The 12,888-nt window shown below is 65.8% G+C and carries 11 protein-coding genes; 8 read left to right on the top strand and 3 right to left on the bottom strand.

Features of this window, described 5'->3' with window-relative positions; genetic code table 11:
- Positions 1-83 precede the first annotated feature (83 nt).
- Positions 84-641: an NAD(P)H-dependent oxidoreductase gene (locus NFU08_RS14755; RefSeq protein WP_174177664.1), complete on the bottom strand. Its 558-nt coding sequence runs from the start codon at positions 639-641 to the stop codon at positions 84-86.
- Positions 642-767: 126 nt separating this feature from the next.
- Here NFU08_RS14755 and NFU08_RS14750 point away from each other — a divergent pair, with 126 nt between their 5' ends.
- The 6 genes from NFU08_RS14750 to NFU08_RS14725 all read left to right on the top strand — a co-directional run bounded on the left by NFU08_RS14750 (position 768) and on the right by NFU08_RS14725 (position 8,939).
- Positions 768-1,382, top strand: a complete 615-nt coding sequence (locus NFU08_RS14750) for a TetR/AcrR family transcriptional regulator (protein WP_374724865.1) — start codon at positions 768-770, stop codon at positions 1,380-1,382.
- Positions 1,383-1,742: 360 nt separating this feature from the next.
- Positions 1,743-2,726, top strand: a complete 984-nt coding sequence (locus NFU08_RS14745; RefSeq protein ID WP_174177660.1) for an ABC transporter permease — start codon at positions 1,743-1,745, stop codon at positions 2,724-2,726.
- A gap of 2 nt (positions 2,727-2,728) precedes the next feature.
- Entirely contained in the window at positions 2,729-3,718 is a 990-nt protein-coding gene (locus tag NFU08_RS14740) for an ABC transporter permease (protein WP_251424384.1), read from the top strand.
- Positions 3,715-5,952 (top strand): ABC transporter ATP-binding protein, encoded by a 2,238-nt coding sequence (locus NFU08_RS14735; protein ID WP_251424382.1) that lies wholly within the window; start codon positions 3,715-3,717, stop codon positions 5,950-5,952. The genes NFU08_RS14740 and NFU08_RS14735 overlap by 4 nt, the downstream gene beginning before the upstream one ends.
- Before the next feature lie 52 nt (positions 5,953-6,004).
- Complete coding sequence (locus NFU08_RS14730; protein WP_188810860.1) at positions 6,005-7,723, top strand: ABC transporter family substrate-binding protein; 1,719 nt, start codon at positions 6,005-6,007, stop codon at positions 7,721-7,723.
- A 142-nt stretch (positions 7,724-7,865) separates the two neighbouring features.
- Complete coding sequence (locus NFU08_RS14725) at positions 7,866-8,939, top strand: Gfo/Idh/MocA family oxidoreductase (RefSeq protein WP_251424380.1); 1,074 nt, start codon at positions 7,866-7,868, stop codon at positions 8,937-8,939.
- Between the two features lie 24 nt (positions 8,940-8,963).
- Here the strand turns inward: NFU08_RS14725 and ald are convergent, their stop codons facing one another.
- A complete protein-coding gene (gene ald, locus NFU08_RS14720) occupies positions 8,964-10,082 on the bottom strand; it encodes an alanine dehydrogenase (RefSeq protein WP_251424378.1) in 1,119 nt (372 codons plus the stop codon).
- 233 nt (positions 10,083-10,315) lie between these two features.
- On the opposite strand from ald, the gene NFU08_RS14715 reads away from it, so the two are divergent.
- The gene (locus NFU08_RS14715) at positions 10,316-11,536 is read left to right on the top strand and encodes a CdaR family transcriptional regulator (RefSeq protein WP_174177648.1); all 1,221 of its coding nucleotides are present in this window, start codon (positions 10,316-10,318) and stop codon (positions 11,534-11,536) included.
- Here NFU08_RS14715 and NFU08_RS14710 read toward each other — a convergent pair.
- Positions 11,533-11,940 carry a helix-turn-helix domain-containing protein gene (locus tag NFU08_RS14710; RefSeq protein ID WP_174177646.1) on the bottom strand — a complete coding sequence of 136 codons (408 nt, stop codon included), beginning with the start codon at positions 11,938-11,940 and terminating at the stop codon, positions 11,533-11,535. The genes NFU08_RS14715 and NFU08_RS14710 overlap by 4 nt on opposite strands.
- 48 nt (positions 11,941-11,988) lie before the next feature.
- On the opposite strand from NFU08_RS14710, the gene NFU08_RS14705 reads away from it, so the two are divergent.
- Positions 11,989-12,771 (top strand): alpha/beta fold hydrolase, encoded by a 783-nt coding sequence (locus NFU08_RS14705; protein WP_251424376.1) that lies wholly within the window; start codon positions 11,989-11,991, stop codon positions 12,769-12,771.
- The last annotated feature ends 117 nt before the right edge of the window (positions 12,772-12,888 follow it).

Below are 12,888 nucleotides of genomic sequence, written 5' to 3'. Positions count from 1 at the left end.
GCCGGGCGCCGGGGTCAGGTGCCGGGCGGGTTTAAAAAGGCTGTACCCGGCGCATTGGCTGCGCCGGGTACTGGAGGCATTGGTTAAGCCGCGGGCCGGGAGGCGGTGAGTGCGTCGAACACGCCCTTGATCTGCTCCACGACCTCTGCGTCGTCTTTCGGGTGGACCTCAGCGAAGCGGACCATGGATCCCGGCACGGCAAGCTTGACGTCCTCAAGGATCTGCGCGCCGGCAATGCCTGCTGCCTTGCGTGCCTCATCCTGGGCCCAGACCCCGCCGTACTGGCCGAACGCGGTGCCGACGACGGCGGTGGGCTTGCCGGCGAGGGCGCCGGCACCGAAGGGGCGGGACAGCCAGTCGATGGCGTTCTTCAGTGCGGCAGGCACGGTGCCGTTGTGCTCCGGGGTGACGAGCAGCAGCGTGTCTGCCTCATTCGCCGCGGCGCGCAGGGCTGCCGCCGCCTCGGGGACCTGGCCTTCGACGTCGATGTCTTCGTTGTAGAACGGGATGTTGCCCAGGTTCCCGTGGATCACCACGTCGACCTGCTCCGGTGCGTTCAGCTGGATGGCTTCGGCCAGCTTCTGGTTGGTGGACTCGGCGCGGAGGCTGCCGACGAGGGTAAGGACGGTGCTCTTGGTCATGGGAACTCCTGGGGTCTGGGTCCGCGGGAGGGCCGCGGGCCGGTCTAAGCTGAGGCTTGTCAGTGCCTTCACCCATCTAAACGGACTACGGTCCGCTTATTATTCCCGAGGTGTGGAATGTCGGATGTGAGTTCCATCCCACCGCGGCCCGGCCTCCCTGCGGGGGCGGGGGCGGCGGCGGAACGCCGGGACGCCGCAAGGAACCGGGAACGCCTGCTTGCGGCTGCCCGGGAGCTGATTGCTGACTGCGGGGCAGAGGGGCTGACCATGGATCGGCTGGCCGAACACGCCGGGGTGGGCAAAGGCACGGTCTTCCGGCGGTTCGGCAGCCGTGCGGGACTGATGCTGACCCTGCTGAGCGAGTCCGAGGCCGATTTCCAGGCCCGGTTCATGTTCGGGCCGCCGCCGCTGGGCCCGGGTGCGCCCGGGATGGAACGCCTCATCTCCTTTGGGGCGGAACGGATCTCCTACGTCATGGAGTTCGGGGACCTGGTGCTCGCCGCCGAGCATGCCTCGCGCGGGCGCTTTGAAGCCCCCGCCGCCGTCCTGTGGCACCGCCACATCGAGATCCTCCTGCGGGAAGAGGGTTTCGGGCCCGACCCCTGGCTGATGGCCGGCTCCCTGGCGGCGACCCTGGATCCGGAGCGCCTGTTAAGCCTTGTCAAGGTTCACGGAGTCAGTCCCGAGAGGCTCACCGCCTCCTGGCGGGATCTTGTCACACGCGTGGTCCGCGGCGCGTAGGTTACGCCACAGTTCGGATACGCGTCCAGTCACACCAACTTCACAGAACTATTCATAACGATCTGATACGGGCGGGTAGCTTTCCGGGCATTCGCCCGCATTTTCGGTTCCGGCTTGTGATAGTTTCCTCTGGAATGTGACCCGCGACATAGTCCACAAGGACTAAGCCCTGACAGGCTGCGGGACGCCAGCTACCCGCTGGCAAGGACCCGGTAAGGCGGCGCAACCCCCGCTGATCACGGGAAAACGGAAGGATCCAGCACGTGATTGTTGATTTGCCCAACAGCCTGGCCCGCCTGCGGATGACGCGGTGTCTGACCGTCTGGCTGCCGGCGGCGACGATCCAGAAGTAGCTGCCGCATGCTCAGGTATCTCGCCAAGCGGGGCATCACGTATGTCTTCATGATCTTCCTGACAACGTCGGCGGGATATTTCCTCGCCGTCAGTTCCCTCAAGCCCGCGCTGCTTGAACAGGAACGGATACCCCGTCCCACCCCTGAACAGGTGGCGAACTCCATGCGCCTGAAGGGCCTCGACCCCGACCTCAGCCCCTGGGAACGCTATGTCGAATGGCTTACGGCGATTGTCACGCGCTGGGACTGGGGCCGCAGCCCCAACGGCGCCTTCATCAACGCCGAGTTCGGGGACCGGGTCTGGATCTCCACCCGCCTTTTCCTGGCCTCCATCATCCTCACCCTGGTGATTGGGGTTGCCCTCGGCGTCTATTCGGCCGCACGGCAGTACCGGTTCCAGGACCGCGTCATCACCTCGTACAGCTACCTCGCGTACATCGTGCCGGCCCCCATTGCCTACTTCCTGGTGCAGCTGGGTGCCATCAACATCAACGAGACCGTGGGCGAACGCATCTTTTTTGTCACCGGCATCTCCACCCCGGGGATGGAACCGGGCTGGGCCCAGTTCATCGACATGCTCGCGCACTACGCCGTGCCCACTGTTGCCATCACACTGGTGGGCTGGGGGTCCTACCAGATTGCCCAGCGCCAGTACCTCCTGGACAACGTCAATGCCGACTTTGTCCGGACCGCCCGCGCCAAGGGACTCACCAGGAACCAGGCCATCTCGCGGCACGCGCTGCGGGTCTCGTTCATACCCGTGGCCCAGAGCATCGCCTTCACCATCCCGGCCATCTTTGCCGGCGGCTTCTTCGCGGAGAAAATCTTCGCCTGGCCCGGCGTGGGTTCCTGGAGCATCGACGCCATCTCACTCCAGGACGTCAACGCCGCCACGGCCACCCTGGCCTATGGTTCCGTGATCTTCGCCCTGGGAGCCATTCTGGCGGATTTCGCCACCACCCTTGTTGACCCGAGAGTGCGGGTGCAGTAACCGTGACCAACCTCAATGCAGTAGACCCCGCCGCCGTCGCGCAGGACGCCCACCTGGAGAGCGCCGACGTCGTCATCGGCAAGAACACCATCATCTTCCGCCGCTTCATGCGGAACAAGACAGCCGTGGCAGGGCTTGCCATCTTCCTCGCCCTGACCGTTTTCTCCTTCGTGGGCGGGTACTTCACCGAGTGGGACAAGCAAACCATCGACCCCTTCAACATCGGCATGCCGCCGTCGGCCGAACACTACCTGGGCACCTCCCAGGCCGGGATCGACCTCTACGCAATGACGGTGGAAGGCACCAGGATCTCCATCCTGATCGGACTGATCGTCGGGCTCGTGTCCGTCCTCGTCGCCGCCGTCTACGGGTGCACCATGGCCTACTTCGGCGGCAAGGTGGACAAGGTGATGCTCTTCATCCTCGAAGCGCTCATCATGATGCCGGCCCTCCTGGTGGTGGCTGTGGCCACCAGCGGCGGAGGCGAAGGGCTCAGGCGGGACCTGCCGTCCTGGCTGCTGCTGATCATTGTGCTGCTCGTCTTCAGCTGGATGGGAACAGCGAGGCTCATCCGGTCCCTCTCCATGTCACTCATGCAGCGGGACTTCGTCAAGGCCGCCCAGTACATGGGTGTTCCGGCGCGCCGGATCGTGTGGCGCCACCTCGTGCCCAACATCGGGTCGCTGCTGGTCCTGGACATCACCCGTGGAGTCACCGGTGCCATCCTCGCGGAAGTTGCCTTCTCCTTCATCGGCATTGGCATCAAGGTTCCGGATGTGAGCCTCGGCGTCCTGATCGGCGGCGCGACATCCCAGGTGCAGACCTTTCCCTGGATGTTCTGGGTGCCGTTGACCGTCATGTTCCTGCTCACGGGCTCGCTCGCCATGATGAACGACGGACTGCGCGACGCCTTCGATCCAAGCTCAAGCTCGTCCGGCAGCGCCAAAAAGCGTATCGCCCTGAAAGCCCGTGTTAAGGGGAACGCCTCATGAGCAGCGAAATTGCCGCCGGACCGGTTGACCAGCCCCAGTCAGCTGTGGAGCGGCTGCACGTGGCCGGCCTTCACGCGCCGGCGGACGCAATTCTGTCCGTCAGGGACCTGAACGTACGCTTTAACACCGAAAACGGTGTGGTTCATGCAGTCCGGGGTGTCGACTTTGACCTCATGCCCGGAAAAACGCTCGGCATCGTGGGCGAATCCGGCTCCGGCAAATCGGTCACGTCCCTGGCCATCATGGGCCTCCTGCCCACCACGGCGGAGGTCACCGGCTCGGTACGGCTGAAAGGCAGGGAACTGCTGGGCCTCAGCGACAAGGCCATGTGCGAGTTCCGCGGCAATGAGCTTGCCATGGTCTTCCAGGATCCGCTGTCCTCGCTGACGCCCGTCTACACGGTGGGCAACCAGATCATCGAAGCGCTGACCATCCACAACCCCGCCATGAGCAAGCAGGCGAAAGAAGCCCGCGCCGTCGAACTTCTTGCCATGGTGGGCATTCCCAGCCCCAAGGAACGCCTCAGGGCCTTCCCGCACGAGTTCTCCGGCGGCATGCGCCAGCGCGTGATGATTGCCATTGCCATCGCCAACAACCCGCGGGTCCTCATCGCAGATGAGCCGACGACGGCGCTGGACGTCACCATCCAGGCGCAGGTGCTGGAGGTGCTGCATACGGCGCAGGAGGAGACCGGAGCCGCCGTCGTGATGATCACGCACGACCTCGGCGTTGTGGCGGGCATGGCGGACGACATCATGGTGATGTACGCAGGCAGGCCGGTGGAGACCGGAGCGGTGGATGACATCTACTACAACCCTCGGATGCCGTACACCATGGGCCTGCTCGGGGCCGTTCCGCGCGTTGACGTTGCGGAGAAGTCATCGCTGGTGCCCATTGAGGGCATGCCGCCGAACCTGATCCACGCGCCCACCGGCTGCTCTTTCGCGCCCCGTTGCCCGCTCGCCACGGACGCGTGCCTGGAGGGTGAACCGGCGCTGGCGCCGGTTCCGGGGCCGGCCGCCCACCGCGCCGCCTGCATCAAATCCGGTTCGCTGGGCGGTGACGTTGATGTCCATGACGTTTTCGCCGCTCCGCCGGTGCCGGTATCCCGCTTCGACGCCATCCCGAGGGAGGAGCGCTCCACCGTCCTGCAGTTGAAGGACGTCCGCAAGCACTTCCCGCTCACCAAGGGCGCACTGTTGAAGCGCCGCATCGGTACCGTCAAGGCCGTGGACGGACTGAGCTTCGATATCCGCGAAGGGGAATGCTTCTCCATCGTGGGCGAATCGGGCTCAGGCAAGACCACCACCCTGCTGGAAATCATGGAGTTCCACAAGGACCAGGATGGCGAGGTGGTGATCGGCGGGATCAGCAACAAGCAGGCCGCCGACGGCAAGACCAGGAGCGCCATGCGCCGGGAGCTCCAGATGGTGTTCCAGGACCCGACCGGCGCGCTTGACCCCCGGTTCACGGTGTATGAAGTCCTTGCTGAACCGCTGCAGAACGCGGGCATGAACAAGGCCGACACCAAGAAGCGGATCATGGAACTGATGAAGCTGGTGGGCCTGCAGCCTGACCACGTGAACCGCTTCCCCAACCAGTTCTCCGGCGGGCAGCGCCAGCGCATCGGCATCGCCCGCGCACTGGCCGTGAACCCGAAGCTTGTGGTCCTGGACGAGCCTGTCTCGGCGCTGGACGTCTCGGTGCAGGCCGGCGTCATCAACCTCCTGGACAAGCTCCGGGCCGAGCTGGGCCTCAGCTACCTGCTGGTGGCGCACGATCTGTCAGTGGTCCGGCACATCTCCAACCGGGTGGCGGTGATGTACCTGGGGAAAATCGTGGAAATCGGCGAAGTGGACCGGGTGTTCGACAACCCACGCCACCCCTACACCCGAGCCCTGCTCTCCGCCATCCCCGTGCCGGACCCCCAGCTGGAGCGCACCCGGGAACGCATCATCCTCCAGGGCGACCTGCCGTCTCCACTGGGCACCCCCAAGGGCTGCAACTTCGCCACCCGCTGCCCGGTCTTTGCTGCGCTGCCGGCAGCGAAGCAGGAAAAGTGCCTGACCCTGGAGCCGCCGCTGGAGCAGGTAGCACCCTCCCCGGCAGCCCAAACACTGGCGGCGGAACCACTGCCCGCCCCGGACCAACGCTTCGCCTGCTTCTTCCCTGACGGAGAGCTGGACGAGGACATGCTGGTAGTCCACGAATCGGCGGACCACCATGCGCCCTAGGTTTCTTCGACCCATCACAAGCACCACCACTCGCACCAACGAAGGGAACACCATGAGGAATCTGAACAGGATCGGCGGAGCGGCGGCCATCACCGCAGCTCTGGCGCTGACGGCCTGCGGCGGCGGTGGCGGGTCCACCGGCCCGGAAACGGCCAAGGGACAGGAGGCAGGCAGCGACCTGTCCAAGCTCATCAGCGTCAACGAGAAGCCTGCTGCGGACCTTGAACAGGGCGGCAAGGTCACCCTTCCGCTGGGCAACATCGGCCCCGACTTCAACGGGTTCTCCAACAACGGCAACAGCGCTGACAACTCCGCGCTACAAATCCCAATGAACCCGGTCGCTGTGAACAGTGGCGGCATCGGGGGCTGCTGGAAGCTCGACTTCGAGGGCAAGGCGTCCCCCAACAAGGACTTCTGCGAGACCGTGGAAAACGAAGTCGAGGATGGCAAGCAGACCATCACCATCAAGGTCAACGAGAAGGCCACCTACAATGACGGCACCCCGATCGACGTCAAGGCCTTCCAGAACACCTGGAACATCCTCAAGAGCCCGGATGCGGGCTACGACATCGTCAGCTCGGGTGCCTATGAATTCGTGGAATCCGTCGAGGCAGGCAGCAGCGACAAGGAAATTATCGTCAAGACCAGCCAGCCGGTTTATCCGCTGGAGGACCTGTTCTTTGGACTGATCCACCCCGCCGTGAACAGCCCCGAGATCTTCAACGAGGGCTTCAACGGCGAGCTGCACCCGGAATGGATGGCCGGTCCGTTCAAGCTGGACCAGTACGACACCGCGGCCAAGACCGTCACGCTGGTGCCCAACGAGAAGTGGTGGGGCAACAAGCCGGTCCTGGAAAATGTGGTGTTCCGCCAGCTGGAGACCAGCGCCCAGATCGCTGCCTTCAAGAACGGTGAGATCGACGCCATGTCCGCTAACACCATCTCCCTCTACAAGCAGCTTGAGGGCACCAGCAACTCCGAGGTCCGCCGCGGCCAGCGCCTGTTTGCCGGCGGCATGAACCTTAACGCCCAGCGCATCACCGACGTCGCCGTCCGCGAGGCCATCTTCGCGGCGGTTGACCGTGAAGCCCTCCGCAAGGTGCGCTTCAACGGCCTGAACTGGGAAGAGCCCAGCTCCGGGTCCATGATGCTCCTGCCGTTCTCCGAGTACTACCAGGACAACTACCCCGTGAAGGAAACCGGACCGGAAGCCGCCAAGAAGGTGCTGACGGACGCCGGCTACACCGAGAACGCGAACGGCATCATGGAGAAGGACGGCAAGCCCGCAGCCTTCAAGATCAGCAACTTCGGTGACGATCCCACCACCCTCGCCTTCACCCAGACCCTGCAGCAGCAGCTCCAGGCCGGCGGCATGGATGTTGGAATTGACCAGCGGGCCTCGGCCGACTTCGGCAAGGTCCTGGGTTCACGCGAGTTCGACATGAGCGTCTCCGGCTACACCGTGGGGGCGGACGCCACGTCCGCCGTCAAGCAGTACTACGACTCCAAGACCAACGAGAACCAGCTGGGCGACGCCGAGCTGGACAAGAAGATCGCTGATCTGGCCTCCATCGAGGACAACGCCGAGCGTAACAAGGCGGCCATGGAAGTGGAGAAGGAGCACATGGCGAAGTACTTCTCCATGGGTGTGGTCATGAACGGCCCGCAGATCTCCTTCGTCCGCACGGGCCTGGCCAACTACGGCCCGTCCCTGTTCCAGAGCCTCTCCCAGGTTCCGGATTGGACCACCCTCGGCTGGGAAAAGAAGTAACCCCCACCTTGTAACGCTCTCTTACTCCCTGCAGGTTTTCCTGCCACGCTCTCTCACTGTCCGGTGATCCTTGCCGGAAAGTGAGAGAGCGCTTGTGTTTTTGGGGCAGGAAGTGAGAGAGCGTCCGGAGTACGGTAGCCCTATGACCGGGACTGAAGCTTCAGCACGCACCATTCGCACCGCCGTCGTGGGTTTCGGGTTGTCCGGGAGTGTGTTCCACGCGCCCCTGATAGCAGCGGACCCCCGGTACACACTCAGCATGATTGCCACGTCCAACGCCGGCAGGGAGGCTGCGGCGGCCGCGCAGTACCAGGATGTGAAGACCGTGCCGGACGGCCAGGCAGTCCTTGAACACGCCAACGATGTGGACCTGGTGGTGTTGGGGACCCCGCCCGCCACCCACTACCCGCTGGCCAAGGCGGCCCTGGAAGAGGGCCTTGATGTGGTGGTGGACAAGCCTTTCGCCGTGACCAGCGGGCAGGGGCAGGAGCTCGTCACGCTGGCCCGGCAACTTGGCCGGGTGCTGACCGTATTCCAAAACCGGCGCTGGGACGGCGACTTCCTGACCCTGCGGAAGCTCCTGGCAGCTGATGCCCTGGGCAAGGTGACACGGTTTGAATCACGTTTTGAGCGGTGGTCGCCCGCCATCGCTAAGGCCTGGAAGGCCCGCGCCACCGCGGCCGATGGGGGCGGAACGCTGTTCGACCTCGGCAGCCACCTGATCGACCAGGCCCTCCAGCTCTTCGGGCCGGCCGCCGTGGTCCACGCGGAACTGAAGGTGCGCCGCTCGGACGAACGGGCGGACGACGACGTTTTCCTGGTCCTGCGGCATGAGTCCGGTGTGATCAGCCACCTCACCATGAACATGCTCTGCGCGCAGCAGGCCCCGCGGTTCCGCGTGCTGGGTTCCGTGGGCGGTTTCACCAAGAACGGGGTGGACCCGCAGGAGCCGTACATTGCAGCCGGCGGCAGCCCCCTGGACGCGGAATACGGCCAGGAGGCACCCGAGTGGGCGGGCCTCCTGGGCCGCGATGGACACCTGGACGCCCTGCCCACCGAGCGCGGCGCGTACCCGGAGTTCTACCGGCTCCTGGCAGACAAAATCCTCGACGGCGGAACGGCGTCAGACCTGCCCCTCCCCGTAGACCCAACAGACGCCGTCGAGTCCTTGAAAATCATTGAACAAGCACGGGAACTGGCCGGCGGCAGGCCTTAGATCCCATCGCGGGACGGGTGAGACCTACGCCGAGACCAGTTCGTGCCAGTCCGCTACGAGGGGCAGGTTGTGGGCCTCGGACACGGAGTGGTGCGCCACGTGGCCGGCGGCAATGTTGAGGCCGGCTGCGAGGGCGGGGTCGCGGTCGAATGCTGCCCGGACGCCCAAGTTGGCGAGGGCCACCGCGTGCCGCAGGGTGACGTTGGTCAGCGCGTAGGTTGAGGTGTTGGGCACGGCGCCGGGCATGTTGGCCACGCAGTAGAAGATGGTGTTGTGCACCTTGTACGTGGGCTCCTGGTGCGTGGTGGGATGGGTGTCCTCGAAGCAGCCGCCCTGGTCCACGGCGATGTCCACCAGGACGGAACCGGGCTTCATGCGGGCCACGAGGTCGTTGGTGACCAGCTTGGGGGCCTTGGCGCCGGGGATGAGGACGGAACCGATCACCAGGTCCGCATCCACCACGGACTTTTCGATCTCGTACTTGTTGGAGGCCACGGTCTTGAGCCGGCCCTGGTACTGGGCGTCCAGTTCACGCAGTCGGTTGATGTTGATGTCCAGGATGGTGACGTCGGCGCCCAGGCCCAGCGCCATGGCGGCGGCGTTGGTGCCGGCCACGCCGGCGCCGAGGACAACGACCTTGGCCGGCCGGACGCCGGGAACGCCGCCGAGCAGCACGCCCTTGCCGCCTGCGGGGGCCATGAGCGAGGATGCGCCCACCTGCACGGAAAGCCGGCCCGCCACCTCGGACATGGGGGCGAGCAGCGGAAGGGTGCGGCCCTCCTGGACGGTTTCATAGGCGATGGCGGTGACGCCGGAGTTGATGAGCTCACGGGTGAGTTCGGGCTCGGCGGCCAGGTGGAGGTAGGTGAAGAGAATGAGGCCCTTGCGGAAGCGGTGGTACTCGGCCTTGACCGGCTCCTTGACCTTCATGACCATGTCCGCGCGAGCCCAGACGTCGTCCGCCTCGTTGACGATCTCGGCACCGGCGATGGCGTATTCCTCATCGGTGATGCCCGAGCCCAGCCCCGCGCCCCGCTCCACCAGCACGGTGTGGCCGTTGCTGCGGAACTCGTGGACGCCGGCGGCGGTGATGGCCACCCGGAACTCGTTGTTCTTGATTTCTTTGGGGACGCCGATGATCATCGTGGGCTCCATATCTTCGGCCTGGTCAGCCGGAAAGTGCGGAAGGATTTCGTGTATCAACGATAAATCCGGTTGTGAGCCAGCTGACATGAAGGCAAGGCGAGGGCTGAAGCGGATCCGCGCCATTCCGGGAATTCTGGCATCAGTAGCTCGACGTTTGTCGAGCCGCGGGGCGGCAGGTGTCGCCTCATGTCCGTTCGTCCACGGGACCTTCCGGGCAGTAGTGTTGGCGCATGCAGCTGCAGGGTGTGGAACAACTGGTTGAGCAGGTGGCGCAGAAGCTGGGCCGTGGCCTGTCGCTCGAGGACCTGGACGGTGTGCTGCTTGCCTACAGCTCCAACCAGTCCCACGCCGACCGGGTCCGGGTGAACTTCCTGCTGAGCAAGAAAGTCCCCGCGGACGTCAGCGCCTGGCAGCTCTCGCACGGCATTGCCACGGCGGTGCGGCCCGTGGTGGTCCCCGCCAACCAGGACCTGGGCATGCTGGGCCGCGTCTGTGTTCCGCTGATGGTGCGCGGCTTCCGGGTGGGATACCTGTGGGTGCAGCAGGACTCGGCGGATGAAAGCCCGACGGCGATCCTCACCCAGTTGCCGGCCGTCAACCACGAGCTCGAGATGCTGTCGGGGCTCCTGCTGGACTCGAACACTGCGGAATCGGAGTTCCGGCGTGGGCGTGAGCGGGAGTTCCTGGCCGCCTGCGCCGGCGAACCCAATGCCGTGGCCGCCGTCGCGGGCTGGAAGGAAGTCCAGGGCCGCGGCCCCTGGCAGGTAGTGACGGTGCTCGACGCCGACGGGTGGTCCGGCGGGCCGGACCCCATCGCGTCCACCCTGATCCACCGGTCTGCCGCGCTGCAGGCGACCATTGGTGTGGACTCCGCACTGTTCAGCGCGGGGACGGAGACGCATTCGGTGGTCCTGTTCCGCGAGTTGTCCGGCAGGGCGAACCACGCGCAGGTCCTGGTGCACTACCAGCTGGAACTCGCCAAGCGCTCCGGCCGTCCGGTCCACCGCATCATCCTGGGCCTCAGTGAGGGCTTTGCCCGGCCGCGGGAGCTCGCCGCCGCGTACCGGCAATCGAAGGTGGCGGCCCAGGCCGCAGCCGTGGACCCGCAGCTGGGCGAACTCGTTGACTGCCGGGCCGCGGGGGTCTATCAGCTCCTCGCGTCCGCAGGGGGCGGGGCCAGTGCCTGGGCTGACTCGGGTTCGGTCTACTTCCGCATGCTTGAGGACCACGACCGCAACGGGGAGCTTCTGCCGGTCCTGGAACTTCTCTACGACAATGACGGCTCCGTCCAGGACGTGGCCACCAAACTCCACCTGCACCGCAGCAGCATCTACAACAGGCTGGGCCGCATCCGGCAGCTGCTTGGCGTGGATCCGCTCAAGGGGATGCCCCGCCTGGAGCTCCACGCCGCGCTGAAGATGCGCCGCTGGGCAGCCAGGCCCAGGATCTAGGCGCCCGCCCCGGGGTCCTTCCCGGCCTCGCGCAGCTCCGCCTTTTTCTGCTGCTCCAGCCAGGCCATGATGGCGGCCCGCGGAATCCGCCGGTGGGTTCCGCGGTACTCCACCGGGATCTCGCCGCGGTCCGTCATGTTCCGCAGGTAGGTGTGCGAGATGCCGGCCAGTTCCGCTGCCTTGGAGGTGGTGAGCATGTCCTCCACGCTGCTGACCGTCACCGCTTCGCTGCGGCTGAGCCGGTGCAGGAGATCGACGACGGCGTCCCTCGCCTGGGGCGGCAGCCGGTGGACGGTGCCGTCCACGAAGACGGTGATGTCGTCGCTGCCAGCCAATGCCCGGCCCAGCTTTTCGGCATCCTCCGACGGGAGCGCGCCAGTGATCCGGGGAGCTATCAGTGCCATGCACCCAGCCTACCGGCGGCCATCCCGCACCAGGCGTATGCTCGGCTGATGGAACTTAGTGGCGGCCGGGACGTCGAGGCGGGCGGATTCAGGGGCAGGCTGTACGCCTCGGCAAAACCCGCGGGCTCCGCGCCCAGGCCCGCCTACGTCCTGCTGCACGGCATCGGAGTGTCCCACCGGTACCTGGCCCGGCTGCATCTCGAACTGGCCCGGGATACGGACGTCTACACCTTCGACCTCCCGGGCTTCGGCAAGGCTTCACGGCCCCCGCGCCAGCTGCAGATCGGGGACTTTGCGGCGTTCGTGGGCGCTGTCCTGGCGGAGGAAGGAGTTTCCAGCTACGTGGTGGTGGGCCACTCCATGGGGACGCAGTCCGCGGTGGAGCTCGCGCTCCAGGAGCCCGGCCGGGTGGCGGGCGCCGTGCTGATGGGACCCGTGGTGGACTCCCCCCGGAAGACAGTCACCAGGCAGGCGCTGGCACTCACGCGCGATGCCCTGTTCAGGGAGAGCCTGACCTCGAACGCCCTCGTGTTCAGCGACTACTTCAGGGCCGGCCCGCGCTGGTACCTGACCGAGCTGCCCGTGATGATGGACTACCCCATGGAGGAAAAGGTGGCCGCCCTCAGCCAGTCCGTCCTCGTCCTTCGCGGCGCCAGGGACCCCATCGCGCGCCGCCCCTGGTGCGAACACCTGGCCGCAGTCGCCCGCCAGGGCACCATGGCTGAAATCCCGGGGCAGGGCCACGTCCTGCAGCACACCGCCCCGGGCGCATCGGCCGAGGCCATCAGCGGCTGGGTCCGCGCCCTGGACGGCTTCGGCGTCACCGCCTAGGAGACTGCTGAAATATCCGCTGGTTTAGGCGCGTCGGCTGGACTGGTGAGGCTGGTGGTTAAGACTGGTCTTATGCAGGGACGCGAGGACGCGCAACGCGGGTATTTGGATGTGGAG

It is taken from the genome of Pseudarthrobacter sp. NCCP-2145 (assembly GCF_023708005.1).
GTDB classification, from domain to species: domain Bacteria; phylum Actinomycetota; class Actinomycetes; order Actinomycetales; family Micrococcaceae; genus Arthrobacter; species Arthrobacter oxydans.
The sequence above is the reverse complement of the archived record's forward strand: the minus strand, read 5'-3'. Positions and strand labels throughout refer to the sequence as shown.